Annotated in this window: 24 protein-coding genes; 13 read left to right on the top strand and 11 right to left on the bottom strand. The window is 59.6% G+C overall.

Annotated features, from left to right (window positions below; translation table 11 throughout):
• Positions 1-31 precede the first annotated feature (31 nt).
• The 11 genes from fliH (at position 32) to fliR (ending at position 8,427) form a co-directional block, all read left to right on the top strand.
• Positions 32-730: a flagellar assembly protein FliH gene (fliH, locus tag DXT88_RS09275; protein WP_265212897.1), complete on the top strand. Its 699-nt coding sequence runs from the start codon at positions 32-34 to the stop codon at positions 728-730.
• A 54-nt stretch (positions 731-784) separates the two neighbouring features.
• Positions 785-2,188 (top strand): flagellar protein export ATPase FliI, encoded by a 1,404-nt coding sequence (gene fliI / locus DXT88_RS09270; RefSeq protein ID WP_116435549.1) that lies wholly within the window; start codon positions 785-787, stop codon positions 2,186-2,188.
• Between the two features lie 37 nt (positions 2,189-2,225).
• On the top strand, positions 2,226-2,666 hold the full coding sequence (gene fliJ, locus DXT88_RS09265; protein WP_016833945.1) for a flagellar export protein FliJ: 441 nt from the start codon (positions 2,226-2,228) through the stop codon (positions 2,664-2,666).
• A 20-nt stretch (positions 2,667-2,686) separates the two neighbouring features.
• On the top strand, positions 2,687-3,949 hold the full coding sequence (locus DXT88_RS09260) for a flagellar hook-length control protein FliK (protein WP_265212895.1): 1,263 nt from the start codon (positions 2,687-2,689) through the stop codon (positions 3,947-3,949).
• Positions 3,950-4,061: 112 nt separating this feature from the next.
• A complete protein-coding gene (fliL, locus tag DXT88_RS09255) occupies positions 4,062-4,586 on the top strand; it encodes a flagellar basal body-associated protein FliL (RefSeq protein WP_029363369.1) in 525 nt (174 codons plus the stop codon).
• Between the two features lie 4 nt (positions 4,587-4,590).
• A complete protein-coding gene (gene fliM, locus DXT88_RS09250) occupies positions 4,591-5,604 on the top strand; it encodes a flagellar motor switch protein FliM (RefSeq protein ID WP_029363370.1) in 1,014 nt (337 codons plus the stop codon).
• Positions 5,597-6,046, top strand: coding sequence for a flagellar motor switch protein FliN (gene fliN / locus DXT88_RS09245; protein WP_016833952.1), 450 nt, complete (start codon positions 5,597-5,599; stop codon positions 6,044-6,046). The genes fliM and fliN overlap by 8 nt, the downstream gene beginning before the upstream one ends.
• Positions 6,043-6,510: a flagellar biosynthetic protein FliO gene (gene fliO, locus DXT88_RS09240; RefSeq protein WP_265212892.1), complete on the top strand. Its 468-nt coding sequence runs from the start codon at positions 6,043-6,045 to the stop codon at positions 6,508-6,510. The genes fliN and fliO overlap by 4 nt, the downstream gene beginning before the upstream one ends.
• Entirely contained in the window at positions 6,497-7,303 is an 807-nt protein-coding gene (gene fliP, locus DXT88_RS09235) for a flagellar type III secretion system pore protein FliP (RefSeq protein WP_265212890.1), read from the top strand. The genes fliO and fliP overlap by 14 nt, the downstream gene beginning before the upstream one ends.
• Positions 7,304-7,312: 9 nt before the next feature.
• The gene (fliQ, locus tag DXT88_RS09230; RefSeq protein ID WP_029363372.1) at positions 7,313-7,582 is read left to right on the top strand and encodes a flagellar biosynthesis protein FliQ; all 270 of its coding nucleotides are present in this window, start codon (positions 7,313-7,315) and stop codon (positions 7,580-7,582) included.
• A 41-nt stretch (positions 7,583-7,623) separates the two neighbouring features.
• Entirely contained in the window at positions 7,624-8,427 is an 804-nt protein-coding gene (gene fliR, locus DXT88_RS09225) for a flagellar biosynthetic protein FliR (protein ID WP_016833958.1), read from the top strand.
• A 155-nt stretch (positions 8,428-8,582) separates the two neighbouring features.
• Here the strand turns inward: fliR and flgL are convergent, their stop codons facing one another.
• From flgL to flgB, 11 genes are all read right to left on the bottom strand, one after another.
• Positions 8,583-9,722 carry a flagellar hook-associated protein FlgL gene (gene flgL / locus DXT88_RS09220; RefSeq protein WP_265212886.1) on the bottom strand — a complete coding sequence of 380 codons (1,140 nt, stop codon included), beginning with the start codon at positions 9,720-9,722 and terminating at the stop codon, positions 8,583-8,585.
• 17 nt (positions 9,723-9,739) lie between these two features.
• Positions 9,740-12,022, bottom strand: a complete 2,283-nt coding sequence (gene flgK / locus DXT88_RS09215; protein WP_265212884.1) for a flagellar hook-associated protein FlgK — start codon at positions 12,020-12,022, stop codon at positions 9,740-9,742.
• 157 nt (positions 12,023-12,179) lie between these two features.
• Positions 12,180-13,130: a flagellar assembly peptidoglycan hydrolase FlgJ gene (gene flgJ, locus DXT88_RS09210; protein ID WP_265212882.1), complete on the bottom strand. Its 951-nt coding sequence runs from the start codon at positions 13,128-13,130 to the stop codon at positions 12,180-12,182.
• 12 nt (positions 13,131-13,142) lie between these two features.
• Positions 13,143-14,288: a flagellar basal body P-ring protein FlgI gene (locus DXT88_RS09205; RefSeq protein WP_407649297.1), complete on the bottom strand. Its 1,146-nt coding sequence runs from the start codon at positions 14,286-14,288 to the stop codon at positions 13,143-13,145.
• A 16-nt stretch (positions 14,289-14,304) separates the two neighbouring features.
• Complete coding sequence (locus tag DXT88_RS09200; protein ID WP_029363375.1) at positions 14,305-14,964, bottom strand: flagellar basal body L-ring protein FlgH; 660 nt, start codon at positions 14,962-14,964, stop codon at positions 14,305-14,307.
• Positions 14,965-15,005: 41 nt separating this feature from the next.
• Complete coding sequence (gene flgG, locus DXT88_RS09195; protein WP_016833964.1) at positions 15,006-15,788, bottom strand: flagellar basal-body rod protein FlgG; 783 nt, start codon at positions 15,786-15,788, stop codon at positions 15,006-15,008.
• A gap of 33 nt (positions 15,789-15,821) precedes the next feature.
• Positions 15,822-16,565, bottom strand: a complete 744-nt coding sequence (gene flgF, locus DXT88_RS09190) for a flagellar basal-body rod protein FlgF (RefSeq protein ID WP_265212877.1) — start codon at positions 16,563-16,565, stop codon at positions 15,822-15,824.
• 62 nt (positions 16,566-16,627) lie between these two features.
• Complete coding sequence (flgE, locus tag DXT88_RS09185; protein ID WP_265212875.1) at positions 16,628-17,908, bottom strand: flagellar hook protein FlgE; 1,281 nt, start codon at positions 17,906-17,908, stop codon at positions 16,628-16,630.
• A 33-nt stretch (positions 17,909-17,941) separates the two neighbouring features.
• A complete protein-coding gene (locus DXT88_RS09180; protein WP_029363376.1) occupies positions 17,942-18,661 on the bottom strand; it encodes a flagellar hook assembly protein FlgD in 720 nt (239 codons plus the stop codon).
• A 14-nt stretch (positions 18,662-18,675) separates the two neighbouring features.
• Positions 18,676-19,080: a flagellar basal body rod protein FlgC gene (flgC, locus tag DXT88_RS09175; protein WP_016833968.1), complete on the bottom strand. Its 405-nt coding sequence runs from the start codon at positions 19,078-19,080 to the stop codon at positions 18,676-18,678.
• A gap of 5 nt (positions 19,081-19,085) precedes the next feature.
• Positions 19,086-19,508, bottom strand: coding sequence for a flagellar basal body rod protein FlgB (flgB, locus tag DXT88_RS09170; RefSeq protein WP_016833969.1), 423 nt, complete (start codon positions 19,506-19,508; stop codon positions 19,086-19,088).
• A gap of 210 nt (positions 19,509-19,718) precedes the next feature.
• On the opposite strand from flgB, the gene flgA reads away from it, so the two are divergent.
• Positions 19,719-20,441, top strand: coding sequence for a flagellar basal body P-ring formation chaperone FlgA (gene flgA, locus DXT88_RS09165; RefSeq protein WP_265212872.1), 723 nt, complete (start codon positions 19,719-19,721; stop codon positions 20,439-20,441).
• Between the two features lie 107 nt (positions 20,442-20,548).
• The gene (flgM, locus tag DXT88_RS09160; protein ID WP_016833971.1) at positions 20,549-20,869 is read left to right on the top strand and encodes a flagellar biosynthesis anti-sigma factor FlgM; all 321 of its coding nucleotides are present in this window, start codon (positions 20,549-20,551) and stop codon (positions 20,867-20,869) included.
• Positions 20,870-20,878: the final 9 nt, after the last annotated feature.

Below are 20,878 nucleotides of genomic sequence, written 5' to 3'. Positions count from 1 at the left end.
GCATCCATGGCTCAGCCTTACCGGATCTGAAATGGCTTCAAGAAACAACATCATTCCCAAAGAACAGATGACGCCTTACCAGCGTTGGGAAATGGCGTCCTTCGATGAGCCGCAGGAAGAGATTCCGCCGCCCGAAGAACAGTTTGCGGAAGAAATCCCGCCGCCGCCCTCGCTGACCCTCGAAGAAATCGATGCCATCCGCGAACAGGCGCGCCAGGAAGGTTATGCCGAAGGCCAGCAACAAGGCTTGCAGGCCGGCCGGGCAGAAGGCTACATGGCCGGCTTGCAGCAAGGCCAGACCGAAGTCAACGAAACCATTCAGCACCTGCGCCAGATCGCGGTGTCGTTCGGCACTGAAGTCTCGCAAACCAGCGAAACCATGGCGCCGGAATTGCTCAATCTCGGTCTCGACATCAGCAAGGCGATGATCAAGACGGCGCTTAACGTCAAGCCGGAACTGATCCTGCCAACCATCAGCGCCGCGATCCACTCGTTGCCGGGTTTGCAATTGCCCGCCCTGCTTTATTTGCAGCCGGACGATGCCGCATTGGTGCGCGAACATCTCGGCGAAGAGCTCAGCCGGAACGGCTGGCGTCTGGTCGAAGACCCCGAACTGCAACGCGGCGGCTGCCGCATGGAAACCGGCACCAATCAGGTTGACGCCACCGTGCAGACACGCTGGCGCCGTATCGCGGAATCGCTCAGCAAACAACTGGACTGGCTGGAGTAGCGCCATGCGCGCACTGCCCTCCCTGCCCGCTGTTCCCGTCTACAAGGTGCAACGATGAATTCGCCGATGCCCTCCCATTTCAGCCGCTGGCAGGCCTATCTGCATAATTGCAGCGGCCTGGTGGCGATGACTGAGCCGACGCAGCTTTCCGGACGCATTACGCGCGTCGCCGGACTCGTCATGGAAGCGGTCGGCCTGAAATTACCGGTCGGCAGCCCCTGCACCGTCCCTTTGCCGAATGGCACCCTGATCGAGGCAGAAGTCGTCGGTTTCCAGGACGAACGCCTGTTTTTGATGCCGCAGAGCGATGTCGAAGGCATCGTGCCGGGCACCCGCGTCTACCCGGTCGAACCGGTCAAGCCGCCGCCGCGCACCGGTCCGATCGCCTATATCCGCCGCACCGACGAACACACGCGCCGCCTGCCGGTTGGCGACGAACTGCTGGGACGCGTACTCGACGGCGCCGGCCGCCCGCTCGACAATCTCGGGCCGCTCCATACGGAAAATTCAGCGCCGCTCAGCGTGCGCGCCGCCAACCCGCTGGGACGCGCGCCCATCGAAGATATTCTCGACGTCGGCGTACGCGCCATCAACAGCATGCTGACCGTCGGACGCGGCCAGCGCATGGGACTGTTTGCGGGTTCCGGCGTCGGCAAGAGCGTCTTGCTCGGCATGATGGCCCGCTACACCAGCGCCGACGTCATCGTGGTCGGCCTGATCGGCGAACGCGGCCGCGAAGTGAAGGAATTCATCGAGCACATCCTCGGCGACGAAGGCATGGTCCGTTCGGTCGTGGTCGCCGCACCGGCCGACACGCCGCCCCTGATGCGCCTGCAAGGCGCCGCCTACGCGACTGCGATCGCCGAATACTTCCGCGACCAAGGCAAGAACGTGCTGCTGATCATGGATTCGCTGACCCGTTACGCCATGGCCCAGCGTGAAATCGCCCTGGCCATCGGCGAACCGCCGGCCACCAAGGGTTATCCGCCTTCCGTCTTCGCCAAACTGCCGGCGCTGGTCGAACGCGCCGGCAACGGCGACGTCGGCGGCGGTTCCATCACGGCGTTCTACACCGTGCTGACCGAAGGCGACGATCAACAGGATCCGATCGCCGACGCGGCGCGCGCGATTCTCGACGGCCACATCGTGCTCAACCGGGTGCTGGCCGAGGCCGGACACTACCCGGCGATCGATATCGAACAATCGATCAGCCGCGCCATGCACAGCATTACTTCCGCGGAACATCAGCGCGATACGCGCCGGCTGAAACAGTTGTACTCCCGCTATCAGCGCAACCGCGACCTCATCAGCGTCGGCGCCTACTCGGCCGGATCCGACCCGGTGCTGGACCAGGCGATCCAGTTGATGCCGCGCATCGAGGCGTTCTTGCAGCAGGGCATCCCCGAACGTGCGGGTGTTTCCGAGAGCTTGGGGCAACTTACCGCTCTATTCCAGTGATTGAGCACTTCGCCCCGAAAATATAATCAAAGCTACCATGGCTACGACCACCGCACTCGAAACGCTGATCGAATTGGCGACCAAAGAGACCGACGAAGCGACCAAACGCTTGGGCCGGTCTGTGCGTACGAGCGAAGAGGCGCAGCAAAAACTTGTCATTCTGGAACAATACCGCGACGACTACGCTTTGCGTTTTCAGGAAAGCCTGTCCTCCGGTTTGACGGCGATGAGCTATCGGAATTTTCAGTTGTTCATTGAGAAAATCGACAGCGCCATCACCGGGCAGCAAAATGTGGTGAAAAACGCCCAGCAACGCGTGGCGGAAGCACGGGCTGCATGGCAGGCATGCGAGCGCAAACGGATGTCTTATGACACACTGGCGACGCGGGCGAAACAAACGATGCAATTGCGCGAAACACGACGTGATCAGAAGCAGACTGATGAACAAGCGTCGCGGATCACGTTTTACAAACGGTAGGCTAGGAACTGGCGGAAACGATGAAAACACAATTGCCGATCTTGAACGTCGCGAACCTGCAGAATTCTGCACGTCCCGCCACGCAAGCCGACTCTTTCACGGCCGACGTTCCGTTCAACCAGGTGTTGAACAAGGAAGTCAGCAACCGCAACGCCGAAAATCAAAGCAAGCCGAGCGAAGCCGCCAAGGATAAATCGCCGGAACCGGCCAAAGCGGCGCCTGCCCCGACCGCCTCGACCGCGCCAAAATCAGATGCGGACAAGACGGCCTCATCCGACGACAAGAAGACTGACGATCAGGCTGCGGACGATGCCAGCGCCGCTACTGACGCCGCTTCCACGCAGCAGATGCTGGCGCTGGTCACCAACATGGGCCAGATGATCGTCCAGCCGCCTTCCAGGAAAGCCACTGACCAGGACATCGATGCCCTGGCCAGCCAGAAAGGCAAGAAGCCGATCGGCCAGATCGGCGCTGAGGCGAAGACCGACCTCGCGCTGGCGGATACCCAGAGTGAAGACAAGAGCAAGGGTAAAAACAACCTGCTCGACCTCGCCGCATTGCAAGACAGCGAAAAAGACGCAGCAGACGGCAAGTCGGCGCTGCCGACACGCGCCACCACCGAAAAGAACCAGGCGGAATCGCCGGTTTCGGCAAAATCCTTCCAGGCCGATTTGCAGGACTCCGCCGTTGCGGCCCGCAACGCCAAGGTAGCGCCGGAGGTCAACCTCAAATCGATCGAAACACCAGTGCAGCCAACCGCTGCGACCGTGGTCCCTGCCCTGCAGCAAGCGATGTCGCTGAGCCAGCAAGCCGCCATGAGCGGCCAGGCAGTGCAACGCCTGACGCCGGCCGTCGGCAGCCAGGGTTGGGATCAGGCTGTCGGCCAGAAGGTGTTGTGGATGGTCAACGGCGGTCTGCAAAGCGCGTCGCTGACACTGAATCCGCCGGATCTGGGCCCGTTGCAAGTGGTCCTGCACGTCAACAACCAGCAAGCCGATGCGACCTTCATCACCGCCCAGCCCGAGGTCAAGCAGGCGCTCGAAGCCGCCATGCCGAAGCTGCGCGAAATGATGGACCAGGCCGGCATCCAACTGGGCCAGGCCACCGTCAACACCGGCAACCCGAATCAACAGCAAGGCGCGAACCAGCAACAACAGGCGCGCAGCACCAGCGGCAACGCGTCGAACTTCGGCGGCCGCGACAACGAAACAGACGTCAATGTGGCAGTCGTGCCCCGTCCAGTCGCTCGCGGCGGACAAGGCCTTGTGGACACATTTGCATAAGTCGAACAGCATTCAATAAAAACAGGTGTTCAGCCGGCAGTATCAATATCGGCGTTTTTTTGCCGATAGTATTGTGATGTGCTCAACGAACACGCGCGAAAGGGAAAATTAGATGGCAACAAAAGCAGCAGCAAAACCGGCAGCCAAGGGGGCGGATGCTGCAGAGGCGGCACCGGCGAAATCGAAGAAAATGCTCTTCATCATCATCGGTGCGGTGCTGGTGCTGGCAATCGGCGGCGGCGCAGCCTTCATGCTGATGGGCGGCAAATCCAAAAAAGCCGATGCGGAACATGTCGAAGAAAAGGCCACCTCGAAGGTGCCCGTATTCGTTGTCATCGAACCGTTCGTGGTGAACCTGCAGCAAGAGACCGGCGATCAGTTCCTGCAAGTCGCATTGACGCTGCAAGTGCCGAACGCGGAAACCGCCGAAAGCATCAAGGTCTTCATGCCGCAAGTGCGCAGCCGCCTGCTGATGGTCCTGTCGAGCAAGAAGGCTTCCGAATTGCTGACCAGCGAGGGCAAGCGCAACCTCACCGACGAGATCATCGATCAGTTGGGCGAGCCGTTTGCCGGCGGCGGCAAGGGTCCCTCGATCACCGACGTGTTCTACACCTCTTTCGTCATTCAACAGCAGTAGCATCATGGCAGAACACTTTCTATCGCAGGAAGAAGTCGATGCACTCCTAAGGGGAGTGACGGGGGATCAGGACGAAGAAAAAAGCGTCGAAGAAACCCCCGGGACGGTACGCAACTACAATCTTGCAACGCAAGAGCGTATCGTTCGCGGCCGGATGCCGACGCTTGAAATCATCAACGAACGTTTCGCCCGCCTGTTCCGCATCGGTTTGTTCAACTTCCTGCACCGCACCGCCGAGATTTCGGTCGGCCCGGTGAAAGTCTCGAAGTACAGCGAATTCATCCGTAACCTGGTAGTGCCGACCAACCTGAATCTGGTCCACATCAAACCGTTCCGCGGCATCGGCCTGGTGGTCTTCGACCCGCAGTTCGTGTTCCTGCTGGTGGACAACATGTTCGGCGGCGACGGACGTTTCCATACCCGGATCGAAGGCCGTGAATTCACGCCGACCGAGCAACGCATCATCATGCGCGTGCTGGACATCGTGTTTGAAAACTATTCCAAATCGTGGGAGCCGATCTACCCGATCGAATTCGAGTACATCCGCTCGGAACTGAATACCCAGTTCGCCAACATCGCCACACCCAATGAAGTCGTGGTGTCGACCTCGTTCACGATCGAACTAGGACCGGTCAGCGGCGAGATTCACATCTGCACGCCGTATTCGATGATCGAACCGGTCCGGGACAAGCTCACCAGCAGCATGCAAGGTGAAGCACTTGAAGTTGATAAACGCTGGATCCGCCTGATGAAGCAGCAGATCCAGACCGCTGAAGTTGAGCTGATCGCCAACTTCGGCACCGCCCGCGTCACGTTTACCGATTTGCTGAACATGCAAGTCGGCGACGTCATCCAGTTGCAGACGGCCAATCCGGTCACTGCACAAGTCGATGGCGTTCCTGTGATGGAGTGCAGCTATGGCAAATTGAATGGTCAATACGCGTTGCGCGTAGAAAAACTGCTATCCATCACGCAAAGCGAAACACCAGAAAGTATTCAAGGAGAGCAGAATGGCTGAAGATAACGTTGACCAAACAGCGGCGGAAGACGATCCGTGGGGCGCCGCGTTGGCCGAACAAACAGAAGCGGAAGAGTCGCAGAAGAAGCACATTCCTGAAGAAGAAGGCCTGACGACCAAACCGGCCGAAGCGACCATCTTCAAGGATCTCAGCGCATCGGATATACAGACCAACACGCCCAACGACATCGACTTCATCCTCGACATCCCCGTCCAGCTGACGGTGGAACTGGGCCGCACCAAGATCGCCATCAAGAACCTGCTGCAACTGGCGCAAGGTTCCGTGGTGGAACTCGACGGCATGGCCGGTGAACCGATGGACGTGCTGGTCAACGGTTGCCTGATTGCACAAGGCGAAGTGGTGGTGGTCAATGACAAGTTCGGTATCCGTCTGACCGACATCATCACTCCCGCAGAGCGCATCCGCAAACTCAATAGATGAACCGTCCGCGCCGTCTCCGCAATTTTCTGACCTGCATCCGCTGCAGCTTCGCCGTTGTGCCGGTAGCGCTTGCCGCCGGCGCGGCGCATGCAGCGGAACAGCAAACAGCCCCGGCATTACCCTCCGCCACCGGCAGCGTGTTCACCATGCTGCTGGGGCTGACGGCCGTGCTGGCGATCATGGCCGGTATCGCGTGGCTGTTCAAACGCACCGGCCTGGTCCAGCGTGCGCAGGGCAACGCAGTCGCCAAGATCATCGGCGGCGTCAGCGTCGGCACGCGCGAGCGTGTGATGGTCATCGAAGTCGCGGACCAATGGATCGTCATCGGCGTTGCGCCGGGACGCGTCAATACACTGGCAACCATGCCACGCCAGGAACATGTTGCAGCGCCGGCCTCGGCCGCCTCCGCCAATTTTTCGTCCTGGCTGAAAAACACGATCGACAAACGTAATGGCAGCAGTTAGAACTTCCCGGGCGCGCTTGTTCCACTCATTCCGCTCATCCGGCTCCTTCGGTTCGTCCCGCTGGCTGCGCCTGCTGCCGGTTTTCCTGCTCTGCCTGCCGCTCGCGGCAGCGGCCCAACAGGGCTTGCCGGCATTCACCAGCACACCGGCGCCGGGCGGCGGACAGACCTACAACCTCAGCATCCAGACGATGCTGTTGCTCACGTCGCTGTCATTCATCCCGGCCGCGCTGCTGATGATGACCTGCTTCACGCGCATCGTCATCGTGCTGTCGCTGTTGCGCCAGGCGCTCGGCACGCAATCGACGCCGCCGACGCAGGTGCTGGTGGGCCTGTCGCTGTTCCTGACCCTGTTCGTGATGGGCCCCGTGTTCGACAAGATCTACGTCGACGCCTACCAGCCATTCGCGGACAACAAGATTTCCATGATCGACGCGATGGAAAAAGGCGCCGCGCCGCTGAAGGAATTCATGCTCAAGCAAACACGCCAGTCCGACCTCGCCCTGTACGTCAAGCTGTCGCACAGCCCCGACCTGCAAGGCCCGGAAGACGTGCCGCTGCGCTTGCTGATCCCGGCCTTCATCACCAGCGAACTGAAGACCGCATTCCAGATCAGCTTCGCCATCTTCATCCCCTTCCTGATCATCGACATGGTGGTCGCCAGTATCCTGATGTCGATGGGCATGATGATGATGTCGCCGGCGATCGTGTCACTGCCGTTCAAGCTGATGCTGTTCGTGCTGGTTGACGGTTGGCAGTTGCTGATCGGCTCGCTGGCAGAAAGTTTTTACTAAGGCCCCGCCATGACACCAGAAAGCGTAATGACCCTCGGCCGCCAGGCCATGGAAGTCACTCTGATGATCGCCGCGCCGATGCTGTTCACCGCGCTGGTGATCGGCCTGATCGTCAGTATTTTCCAAGCCGCGACGCAAATCAATGAAGCCACGCTGACCTTCATTCCGAAACTGGTGGGGGTCTTCCTCGCGCTCATCATCGCCGGTCCGTGGATGCTGAGCGTGATGCTCGATTACATGCGCCTGATGTTTACCGGCATTCCGGCCATGGTTCAGTAAGGCATGCAAGGATTGCCACCTCCACCGGCAATCGCAACATCATGATCAACGTCACCAGCGCTCAGCTCTACATCTGGATCGCCGCTTTCATCTGGCCGCTGACGCGCATCCTCGGCTTGCTGGCGGTTGCGCCCCCATTCGGCAGCGCCAGCGTGCCCATGCTGGTGAAGTTGCTGCTCGGCGTCATGACCTCGCTGGTCATCGCGCCCAACGTGCCGGTGCCACCGGCGCTGGACCCGATGTCGATGACAGGACTGTTGATCCTGGTCCAGCAATTCATCATCGGCGCCGCCATGGGATTTTCAGTTCGCCTGGTTTTCTCGGCCGTAGAGATGGCGGGTGAAATGACCAGCAACACCATGGGCCTCGGCTTCGCCGTCTTCTTCGATCCACAATCGCAAGGACGCACGTCCGCCATCAGTCAGTTGTTTTCCTTGCTGGCTACGCTGGTCTTCCTTAGCATCAATGGCCACCTGCTCCTGGTAGCGGTCATGGCGGATAGTTTCAACACCTTGCCGATCACCGCAACACCCGTGACGGCCGAAGGTTTCCATTACATTGCCCTCTCCGGCGCTCGTATCTTCAGCATGGGCCTGCAATTGTCGCTGCCCATGCTTGTCGCCTTGCTGATCACCAACATGGCGCTGGGCATCCTCACGCGCGCGGCGCCGGCGCTGAACCTGTTCGGCATCGGTTTTCCTATCACCATGGTCGCCGGTTTCCTGCTGATCGCGATTTGCCTGCCCTACATGCTGACGCCGTTGCAGCACTTCCTCAACGACACCATCGAAACCGTGCGCATGCTCGGCGGCATGGCGACCATCCCGCCGATACCCAAACGCTAGCCCATGCATCCAGGCCGCCGTTTTACGACGCGATCAGGCACCCACATGCGCAGAGGCGGACATCCCGCATCAACGGTAAATGAGAACAAACGGAGTGACTGCTGCGAGGAAAATCAGGACGTCGGGCGAACCTCAGCTCGCCCGACCGGGAAGGATTACTTCAGGTAGTTCAGCAGCGTCAGGCTGCTGGTGGTGACGAAGGATTTTTGCGCGGCCTGCAGGTAAGTCTGCTGCAGCGACAGCGCACTGATATTTGCCGAGAGATCAGATGGATTGCGGCCCAGCAAGTCGTTGACGCTTTGCTCGTATTGCACCTTGAGCACATCGCCTGCTGCGTTCAGATTGTCGATCTCGGACTGGCGCGCGCCCACCGAGGCCGTAGCCGCGCCGACGCTGTTCATCTGCAGGTCGATCGCGCCGCCGAGCTTGTTCAGGCCACGGGTCAATGCCGCCTGGCTGCCGGGGATCGGGGTGCGCGCGGCCTCTGCCTTGTCCGACAACAGCTTTGCATTGGCCGCCTGTGTCAGCAATGTGCTGTAATTCGGATCGGTTGGAGCAGCGGCATCCAAAGCTGCCTGCGCCGTCTTGTAGGCTTGAATGGGATATTGTGCCGGCAACGAGCCAACAGGATATTGAAACGTGTTGGCCGCCTGGGTATCGGCATTGTTGGCCGCCTCGGTCACCGGCACCTGCAATAGCGTGATCAGGTCCTGCATGTTCTTGAAGGTATCCTGGCCCGCTCCCTGGAACACCGCCTGGCCGGAAACGCTAATCTCCATGTTGCGGGTCGAATCCACTTGCAACGTTTGCTGGCCTTGATCGCCGTTGTAGACGATATTGCCCATGCTGTCGTAATCGAACGGCTGGGTGGTGGCCTTGAACCCCGAGAACAGGTAGTTGCCCAGCGCATCGGTGGCGTTGGCGAAGCCCAGCATTTCTTTCAGGTTGCCCTTGAGCTCAGTCGCCATGTTGGCGCGTTCGTTATTGGAATACGCTGCATTGCCGGCCTGGGTGATGTTCGACTTGATCTTGGTCAGCATGGCCGTGACGCTGGTCAGGGCCGCATTCACCTGCGACAGCGAGCTGTCGGCATTGTTGCGATTGGTCTTGTACTGGTCATTGAGCGCCTGCGTTTGCGACAGGTCCAGCGCACGGGCGGCCGCTACGGCGTCGTCGGACGGCAGCAACACGGTTTGCTGCTGGGTCACTTGCTGGTTCAGCTTCAGGATCGAACCCTGCATGCTGGTCAATTCATTGTTGCTCAGTTGATAGAGCATGCTTGTGCTGATACGCATTTTGATCTTCCTTAAAACTAGCCGCCGAGCGTGAACAAGACATTCAGCATGTCGCTGGCAGCCTGAATGATTTTTGCCGCAGCCTGATAGGCTGTTTGATTCTTGATCATGTTGGCCAACTCCTCATCCTGGTTGACGCCGGATTCGGATTGCTGCTCTTGCTGAATCGCGGTCAAGCGCGCGTTTTCAGCCTTGTTGGTGACAGTGATCTCATTGGTCTTGTTGCCGATCAGGCTGACCAGTTGCGAATACGATCCCTGGAACGAGGTATTGCCGATCGTGTTCGCGGTTTGCAGCGCGTTCAAGGCCAGCGCGTTGCGATTGTCGGTCACACCGCCGGTGTTTGGCGACACGTAAAACTGGTCGCCGTTGGCAGGCTGGCCGGTAATGCTGAAGCTCATGCCGGTCGACGTGGTGTAGCTGTAACCAGGGCCGAAAGGCAGATTCGGCGGCGTCACCAGGACTGGATTGCCGCCGGCATCCTTGACTGTGACAGTTCCCATTGGCGCCGTCCCAAGCGCAGGCGATGTCGCCAGCGTCCCGGTCGTACTATCAAAGGTGAAACTTAATTTGGAGCCTGCCGGCAACGTCGTCGCGGTAAAACTCGAATTGATGGTGCCCGATGAAATCGTGGCGGTACCCGTATTCGCCGGTGTGGGCGAAAACACGAACTTATCATTATTGGCAGGCGTTCCGCTCAGTACGAAACTGACGCCGTCGGCGGTGATGGTGGCACCTGCAGAATAAGGGATTGCTGTGCCCGGAGTGTAAGGAGTCGTTACCCCGGCTGTCGTAGTGACCATGACGTTTCCAACTGGGGGCGGCGTCAACGCAAGCGTATTCGTACCGCTGCTATACGTGTAGGTCTGTGTCGAGTTCGGTGCAAATGCAGCTTTGTTCACCGTCGCCGAAGTCACCACGCCGGTGCCGGTGTTGCCGCTCGTGACCAGCCCCATGTTCGTGACCGCGTTACTTGACGTCACGATCGGCGTTCCTGCGGCGATCTTCTGCGTATTGGTGATCGCCACGCTGATGCCGTTGGCGCCGTTGATGGTCGGCTTGATCAGGAAACTGTCTTTGGCCACCATACCGGCGGAACCGAAATCCACACCGTCGATCGTGACCGGCATTGTCGCTGAAGTGGTCTTGGTGTTGTCCGACAAACGCGTGACCGAATAATTGAAGCCGTCGTAATCAAGACGGTAATCGCTGGTCGTCAATGCTGAGGGGTTGCTGATTGTTGCCGTCGCAGTTGCCACCGGTAGTGCAACGTGATTCTTGATGTTGGCCACAACTGACGGCACCGGCACATTGAAGAAGTTGGTGCCCAACGCGCCGTTCTGATCCTGCCCCAGCTTATGCTGTGCATTGAATGCGCTGGCCAGCACAATCGCCACACGACCCAGAGTGTTCTGTGCAGTGTCCAGTGTCTCCGTGCGATATTGCAGGATCCCGCCCAGGCTGCCGCCGGTGAAGGCGCCGTCGGGCAACAGGATGGTGGCGTTGCTGCTGGTCTTGATCGACACTTGAAGGCGCGTCGGATCGTCGTCCGCCGGCGTCGCCACCAGTTGCGCTACCTGATCACCCAGCACCAGCGGCTGGCCGTTGCCGATGAACACACTCATCGAACCATTGTTTTGCGGCAAGGTAGTGACCTTGACGATCTTGTTCAGATCTGCAATCGCCTGATCGCGTTGGTCGAGCAAATCGTTCGGTGTTGCACCGCCGCCGCTGCCCTGCGCCTTGATGATCGCCTGGTTCAGTTCCTGGATCTGCGTTGCCAACGAATTGATGGAGCCGATGCTCGACGTGATCTGGGCGTTGACGCTGGTGCGACTCTGCGCCATTTGGTCGTTCAGACTCTGGAAACGGGCAGCGAGCGTCGAACCGCCGGACAGCACGGCCTGACGGGCGGCGTCGTTATTTGGCGTCGACGCCAGGTTTTGCATGGACTTGAAAAAGTCCTGCAACGCAGGCGAGAGGCCTGCCGACGTATCGGCGACAAGATTGTTCAGTTGGCTGATCTGCGACAGGTAGGAGTCCAACGAGCTCGCCGTCGTCTGTGACGCCATCACCTGCTTGTTGAGGAAATCGTTGTAGACGCGCTTGATTTCGGCAACCTGCGTACCCTGTCCGACAAAACCGTAACCGTAGTTGATGCCGCCGGCCGTGCTTTGTACGACCACCTGGCGGTTGTAGCCCGGGGTTGTCGCATTGGAAATATTATGGCTGGTCGTCGCCTGGGCCGCCTGAGCTGCGGCCAGTGCACTTTGCCCGATACTGAAGATATTGGTTGCCATGCTATCTGTCTGTTCTTTAACGGAATAACCTAGTGAACGGCATCCTGCAGGGAAACTTTAGGACGCGTTACCAATGATTTTTTGAGAGTGCGGGAAGCGCTTGGCGTTCCCGCAGCGTATGGAAAAGCCCCCGTCCGGGCTGATGCCCGCCCACATATCAGGCCGACAGCGACTGGCGGATGATGCGTGATAGCTTTTCCGCATAATGCGGGTCGGTTGCATAGCCGGCGCGTTGCAAACCGTAGGCAAAACCGTGGGCGTCTTGCGCATTGGCCAATACTTTTTCGTAGCGCGGGTTGCTGCGCAGCAGCTTGGCGTAGTCCTGGAAGGCTTCGGAATAAGAATCGTAAGCGCGGAATTTCTCCACCTTGCGCTGCGCCACGCCGTTGACGTATTCGATCGTGGTGGCGTCGACTGTCTTGCCGGTCCAATTGCCCGTCGCCTTGATGCCGAACAGGTTGTGCGCGGAGCTGCCGTCGCGGGCGCGGATTTCTTTCTTGCCCCAGCCGGTTTCGAGCGCAGCTTGCGCCAGCATGAACTTGGCGGGGATGCCGGTGACGCGGCTGGCCGCCTCGGCGTCGGCTTGCAAACGGTTCTGGAAGGCTTCGACGTGTGCCGGACGCTGCTGGCCGCCCTTGCGCTTGCCACCCCCTTGGGAAGACGTGCTGTCATAAGTGGCCGCATTGGCGAGGCCTTGCACCAGACGCGACTTGTCGAGATCGCTCAGCGTGTTGGCCAGCGGAATGTCGAGCGGCAAGGCGGATGCGCCGTCTTCGTCGGTTGGCAATGGTTTATTCAGGCTGCTGGACAATTGACGCACCAGCATGTCGGCCAGGCCGACGCCGCGCTGCGCCATGTTCTGGCTGAGCTGCTGATCGAGCATGCTGGTAAACATCTTGGTCTGCGGACTGTCGAACATGCCGTCCTGCGGCGTGGCGTCGCGCATGCTCTTCAACATCATGTTCAGGAACAGGGCTTCAAACTGCTTGGCCGCGCCCTTGAGCGATTCCGGCGATTGCGTGGCCGCGGCGGAACGCAGGCTGTTGAGGCTATTGGCATCGGCCGCCAGGCTTTCGGTCGGATTACCCGGTTTGATGTTGTTGATCATGTACTGCCCCGGTTAAATGATTTCCAACTCGGCGCGCAAGGAGCCGGCAGCCTTCATGGCTTGCAGAATCGCCAGCAGATCCTGCGGCGTCGCGCCGATGGCATTGAGCGCCTTGACCACTTCGGCCAGCGAGGCCCCGCCCTTCAGATACATGACCTTGCCGGGCGCGGAACTGATCGAAATCTGGGCGTTCTGGTTGGCGGCAGTCTGGCCGCCGGACAAGGCGCCGGGCTGGCTGATGCTGTTCTCCGCGTTGATCACCACCGACAGATTGCCGTGCGATACCGCGCAGGTATCCAGCGTCACCGCCTGATTCATCACCACCGAACCGGTGCGCGCATTCAGGATCACCTTGGCTTGCACGCGCGACGGGATGACGTCGATGTTTTCCAGCGCACCAAGGAAAGCCACGCGATCGCCGCTGCCGATCGGCGCCCGGATCCGGATGACGCGGCCGTCCTGGGCCATTGCCGTATCGAAGCCGAAACGTTTGTTGACCGCTTCCACCACGCGGCTGGCGGTGGAGAAATCGTTGTCGTTGAGTTCCAGGTTGACCGTGTCGCCCTGCCCCAGCGCCGATGGCACCGCGCGTTCGACCGTGGCGCCGGCGGAGATGCGGCCGACGCTCAGGTGATTGATGGTGGCGCTGCTGCCGGCAGCAGAAGCACCCGCGCCGCCGACCACGATGTTGCCCTGGGCGATCGCATAGATCTGACCGTCGGCGCCTTTCAGCGGCGCCATCAGCAGCGTGCCGCCGCGAATGCTCTTGGCGTTACCGATCGAGGAGACGGTGACGTCCAGCGTTTGTCCCGGCTGCGCGAATGCCGGCAAGGAAGTCGTGACCATCACGGCGGCGACATTCTTGAGCTGCATGTTGCTGGTCGAGGTGCTGGGCAGATTGACGCCCAGTTGCTGCAACATGCTGATCACGCTCTGCACGGTAAATGGAGTCTGTGTAGTCTGGTCGCCGCTGCCGTCGAGACCGACAGCAAGGCCGTAACCCACCAGTTGATTCTGCCGCACGCCCTGAATGCTGGCCAGGTCCTTGAGGCGTTCCGCATGGCTGACGCCGGCGCTGAGCAGGCATGCCGCAGCCACCAGCATGGTCGCCAGACGGTTGAAGCGGAACAGAGACAGGGAACGCGAACGGAAAATCATGGATACCACCTTGGGACTAGAACGGCGACACGCTAAAGAAGAAGCGTGACAAAGAAGACATGAATTCCGCCATATCCACACGTGTATTGGTTCGGTACTCGACCTTGGCGTCGGCCACCAGCGTCGACGACACGGTATTGCCGGTTGCGATGTTGTCCGGGCTGACGGTGCCGGAGAAGCGCACGTATTCAACGCCCTTGTCCAGCGCCACCTGCTTCTCGCCGCTGACGACCATATTGCCGTTCGGCATCACCTCGATGACGGTCACGCCGATGGTGCCGGTGAAGTTGTTGCTGGAGCTGATCGCGCCCTTGTCTTCAAACTTGTTGGTGCTGCCGCCGCTGCCGGACAGTTCCTTGATGGAGGTGCCGAACAGCGTCGGCGCGATGGCGCTGGCGCTGCCGGTCTTGCTGCCGGAGCTGCCCGCCGATTTGGCGGCGCTGGTTTTTTCATTGATGACAATGGTCAGGGTGTCGCCCACCAGGCGTGCACGACGGTCTTCCAGCAACGGACGATACGCTGCCGACTGGAAGATCGCGCCGTTGGTCGCCGGAGCATAAGCAGCCGGCTGCGGCTTCGCCGTCAACGGCATCTTGACGATCGAATCCGGCACCGTTTCGCATCCGGCAAGAGCAATCATCCCTACGATGGCGGCAAGTTTCATCAGGCTTTTCATGTTTGCCTCATCCCATTTCATCAAAGCATTACAAAAACAGATTACAACTGCGACAGCTTGGCCAGCATCTGGTCGGATGTCGTGATTGCCTTGCTGTTCATTTCGTACGCGCGCTGGGTCTGGATCATGTTGACCATTTCCTCGACCACGTTCACGTTCGAGGTCTCGACATAACCTTGCCACAATGCGCCGGCGCCATTGGTGCCCGGGGTATTCGGTGCAGGCGTGCCGGAGGCGGCTGTTTCCGCATAGAGATTTTCACCCTTGCTTTCAAGACCGGCCGGGTTGATGAACGTGGCGATCTGCAGCGTGCCGATCTGGGTGGTCGCAGTCGAGCCGGCTTGCGTGATCGAGACGGTGCCGTCGCGACCGATGGTCAGCTTGGTCATGTTGGCAGGCATCGTGATCGGCGGCTGGACCACATAGCCGCTCGACGTCACCAGCTGGCCCTGGGCATCCGACTGGAACGAACCGTCGCGGGTATATTGCGTCGTGCCGTCCGGCATCAGCACCTGGAAGAAACCCGCGCCTTGAATCGCGACATCCTTGTCGTTGCTGGTCTGGTTGGTGTTGCCTTGCGTATGGATACGCTCGGTCGCGACCGGACGCACACCGGTACCGATCTGCAGGCCCGACGGCAATTGCGTCTGCTGCGACGACTGTGCACCCGGCTGACGAAGAGTCTGATACATCAGATCCTCGAACACGGCGCGCGAACGCTTGAAACCGTTGGTGCTGGTGTTGGCGAGGTTATTCGAAATGACGTCGAGTTGCGTTTGTTGCGCATCGAGACCGGTTTTGGCAATCCACAGGGAACGAATCATATTTTCTCCAGTACCTGAATAGTTGGTTTAGCTTCAGGACAACGACAGAATTTGGTTGGCTTTGTCTGCATCACTCTGGGCAGTTGTCACCACCTTCATGTTCAGGTCGAATTGGCGCGCGAGGTTGATCATGTTGACCATGGAATCGACCACGTTGACGTTGCTGCCTTCAAGCGCGCCGCCGACGAGGCGGACGTTCGCATCAGGCGGAGCCTGGGTGCCCGCAGTCAGGCGGAACAGGCCGTCGTCGCCGCGCTTGAGCGACTTCTCATCCGGATTGACCATCTTGATGCGGCCCAGTATGTTCACCGCATTGGGCGTACCCATGGTCGGGATCGAGGATACCGTGCCGTCCGGTGCAATCGCAATCGTCACATCAGGAGGAATACTGATCGGACCGCCGTCGCCCATGACGCTCAGGCCGGTCTGCGTTTGCAGGATGCCGTTTTCACTCATCTTGAAGCTGCCGTTGCGGGTATAGGCTTCGCCGCCGTCTGCGGTCTGCACCGCAATCCAGCCATCTCCCGCCACAGCGACGTCCAGCGCACGGCCGGTGTCTTGTATCGGGCCCAACGTGAAGTTGGTGCCTGCGGTCGAATCGACCACGAACGTGCGCGTTGCCAGCCCTTCGCCGCCCACCACCGGTACGGCGCGGAAGGTGTCGAGCTGAGAACGGAAACCGGTCGTTGTCGCGTTCGCCAGGTTGTTGCTGGCGGTGGCCTGCTGCTCCATTGTGTGCTTGGCGCCGGACATGGCGGTGTAAATCACACGATCCATAATTACCCCTTTGTGCGCGCGCGGCATCGCTGCCGCGCGCTTCCCCACTTAGTTCAAATTGCTTAGCGCAGGCTGACCAGCGTTTGCAGAACGGTATCCTGCACCTTGATGGTCTGCGAGTTGGCCTGATAGACGCGTTGCGCCACGATCATGTTGACCAGTTCAGTGGTCAGGTCGACGTTGGAGTCCTCCACGGCGCGCGCTTGCAGGACGCCGAACTGGCCCGTGGTCGGCTTGCCGACCAGCGGCTGGCCGGCGTCGGCGGTGGCGGTGTACAGGTTATTGCCCAGCGGCGACAGGCCGTTCGGATTGGCGAAATTCACCAGCAGCACCTGGCCCAGGACCTTGGTGTCGTTGTTCGAATAATTGCCAATGATGGAACCGTCCTTGCCGATCGAGAAGCTCGACAACACGCCTGGCGCTTTACCGTTCTGGTCTTGCGCGACTGGCGTGAAAGCCTGGCCGGTTTGGGTGGTGCCGGTGTAATCGACGGCAATGGCGGCAGGGAATGTCGCGCCCGGTTTGACGAAAGGACCATTCAATGTCGCTGCAGCAAATGTGCCGGCAGTCGCACCGCCGACCAATACGCCGGAAGTATTGAAGGACAGCGTCGTTAGCGGTGTTGCCACTGCTGCTGCCGGTGTGGGATACAGCTTGCCGTCAATGGTCGCATACACATCCCAGTCTGTATTGGGAGGAGTTACAGCTGTTGTCTTTTTCACGTAGTACGTTTGAACGTTATAGCTATTGCCCAAACTGTCATACATGGTGACGCCGGTCGTGCTGCTGTAGCTAGCCGCATTGGTCGGGCTGAAAGGCACGACGGTTGAGTCAATAGCCGTCAGGCGCGAATCAAGATTCAGTTTGGTAGAAATCTTGGTCGTCGCAGTAGCAGGAATATTCGATGTATCGATTTTCAGCGGGACCGGATCGCCCCCAACCACCGTTCCGAGCCAGCCGGTCAGGTACGCGCCCTTTTCGCTCGGGTTGATGATGTAGCCGTCCTTGTCCAGCTGGAACTGGCCATTGCGGGCATACATCGGCGACTGGTCGGTCAGGCTGCCCTGCATGCGGAAGAAGCCGTCGCCGTTGATGGCGATGTCGAGCGGATTATTGGTGGTGGTGACGTTACCCTGGGTGAACGCCTGTTGCACGTTGGCGACCGCGACACCGATGCCGACCGGCGAGTTGCCGGAACGGTTCATCGAGTTGGCGTACATGTCGGCGAACTGTGCCTGTGCCGATTTGAAACCCACTGTGCTGGCGTTGGCAACGTTGTTGCCGATCACGTCGAGACTCTTCGACGCCCCTGCCAAGCCACTCAGGCCTTGTTGAAAACTCATTTGATTCTCCTTGTGCTGGAAGCCGTCAGTGGATTAGAGGATTTGGATAACGTCGGTCGGCTTGATGGTGCCGATATTCGATACATTCAGTTTCACGCCGTCGGCGCCTGTGCTGACGCTGGCGACCGTGCCGAAGGACAGCGCGGCGGCGTCCACGGCGGTGCCGGCGCTGGTCGCGGCGACGGTGAAGGTGTACTGACCGTCGGCGGCCTTGGTGCCGGCGTCGTTGGTGCCGTCCCAGATGACCGGCACGGTGCCTGCAGCCTGGCTGCCCAGATCCATCTGGCGCACGACGGCGCCGGTGGTCGCATCACGGATGGTGACCTTGATGCTGTCGGCATTGGCGCCGAGCTGCACGCCGAACACGGCCTTCTGCGTGGTGGTCTCGGTACCGTCGGCAGCCTTGGTGGTGTCGGAAGTCAGGGTCAGGTTGTTGCCCGGAGCCAGCACGCTGTGACCGATCATGTTGGCTGCCTGCAGCGACTGCGCCGAACCAAGGTTGGACATGAGAGAAGCCAGCGTGGTGTTCAATTGGCTGATGCCCGACACGGTCGACAGCTGCGCCAGCTGAGTGGTCAGTTGCGAGTTGTCCATCGGATTGGTCGGATCCTGATTCTGCATCTGCACGGTCAGCAGCTTCAGGAAGCGATTCTGGATCGCTTCCGGGCTGTTGTCGTTCAGGCTCGAAGTATTGGAGGTCGATGTCGACGTGCCATTCATTGACGACAGCAAATCGTTGGAAACAGTAGTCATGATTAAGATCTTCCTTATTGACCGATGGTGAGGGTTTTCATCAACATATTCTTGGCGGTATTCATCGTCTCGACGTTGGTCTGATACGAACGCGATGCGGAGATCATGTTGACCATCTCCTCGACCGGATTGACATTCGGCATGGCGACGTAGCCGTTGTTGTCGGCCATCGGGTGCTTGGGGTCGTACATCAGCTTGGGCGGCGCCTGGTCTTCGACGATCTGGCTGACCTGCACGCCGCTGTTTTCGATGTTGCCGAACGGGACCGCCTTGAACACCACTTGCTTGGCCTTGTACGGCTTGCCGTCCGGGCCGGTTGCACTGTCGGCGTTGGCGATGTTGCTGGCAACCGTATTGAGGCGCTGCGATTGCGCGCTCATGGCAGAACCGGCGACGTTGAAAATATTGGAAAGAGACATGATGATCAGCCTGGTTGGATGGCGGCGAGCAGACCTTTGATCTGCGCATTGACGGCGGTGATGCCTGCTTCGTAACGCACCGCGTTGTCGGTGAACTGATTGCGTTCGACATCCATGTCGACGGTGTTGCCGTCCACACTGCTCTGGGTCTCCTTGCGATACAGCAGCGGCGAGCCGCCGATACCGCCGTCGCCCGTCGCCTTGCCGGAAATATGGGCCGACGACGTGCGCGCCAGCTCGACCGGCGGCACTGTGCTCGATTTGCCCGCCATGGCCCCTTGCAGGGTCTTGGCGAAGTCGATGTCGCGCGCCTTGTAATTCGGTGTATCCGCGTTGGCGATGTTGGACGCCAGCAATTGCTGACGCTGGGCGCGCAAATTCAGCGCCGTTTCATTGAATCGCAGATAATCATCCAGTTTTGCAGCCATCTAACCCTCCTGACGTACCCTTCACAAAGTACGCATCATGCCGATAATGGGATTTACACACCATTGGATCATAAGGCTCCCCCTCAAACTCTAATGCCCGAGAAAGAGAGAAAACTATGCCTTGTTCGACCTTTTGACAGAGTCGGCCGCCGGTACTATTGCTGACAGGATGGCCCTGCCTCCGATCACCCGGGTTGAAAAGTTGTTGTTATGAAATTATTGTCAAAAGTGCTGTTGTCCTTGCTGCTGTTGCTGCCCGCATTCGGGCTGTCTGCGCTGGCGCAAACCACCGAACAGAACACGCCGCCACGCCAGGATCTTGGCGCGCTGCAAAAAATTGCAGAACAGTTCATGAAGGTGCAGACAACCGGCTTGTCCGGCACCGTCAATATCGCCGTCGAACCGGCCGACAGCCGCTTGAACCTCGCCGCCTGCACGTCGCCGCAAGCCTTCATGCCCAATGGCGGTCGCCTGTGGGGCCGCACTACCATTGGCGTCAAGTGCATCGCGCCGTCGCCGTGGACAATCTACCTGCGCGCCACCGTGCAGGTCATTGCAGAATACATTGTCACCGCGGCGCCGCTGGCGCAAGGCCAGATCATCGGCCCGAACGACATCACCAAGGTCAAGGGCGACCTCTCGAATTTGCCCAACGGCATCATTACCGATTCGTCCCAGGCCATCGGGCGCACAGCCAACATCTCGCTGGCGCTGGGCGCCCCGATACGCCAGGATGCATTGCGCAGCAACCGCGTGGTGCAGCAAGGCCAGGCGGTACGCGTGGTGTCCACCGGTCCGGGCTTCCAGATCACCACCGAAGCGCGTGCCTTGACCAACGGCAGCGAGGGGCAAATGGTGCAAGCAAAAACGTCTGCCGGCCAGGTCGTGAGCGGGATTGCGAAGGCCGGCGGCATCCTTGAAATCAATTACTGACAAGAAACCTTTTGACGGGCGACAAAAGTATTAAAGTTTGCGGAAAAATGGCCGATAATCTAGGCAACAGGCGGGTCACAGAACCCTAACCCATTAAGGATACTGCCGTGAACGTTAATGACGCCCTCAAAACAGGCAAAGGCTTACCGGAAATCGCGCAACCCCAGGCGCGCTCCGCGAACAGCAATGCCGGTGCCGCACCAGCAAAGACAGACAGCGACGCATCTACCGCAGCCAATGTCCAGTTGTCTTCGCAATATCAATCGCTGGGCGTGAAAGCCGCTGCTACCGGCAGCACTTTCGACGCTAAAAAAGTTGCTGAGATCAAGGCTGCCATCGCTAACGGCACCTTCCAGGTCGATCCCGAGAAAGTCGCCAACGGCTTGTTCGACACCGTCAAAGATCTGATCGGCTCCCGCAAGACTTAACGTAACGAC

Source organism: Herbaspirillum lusitanum (genome assembly GCF_026127345.1).
Taxonomy (GTDB): Bacteria; Pseudomonadota; Gammaproteobacteria; order Burkholderiales; family Burkholderiaceae_D; genus Herbaspirillum; species Herbaspirillum lusitanum.
Note: the sequence above shows the minus strand (reverse complement) of the source record. Positions and strands in the feature narration are given on the sequence as shown.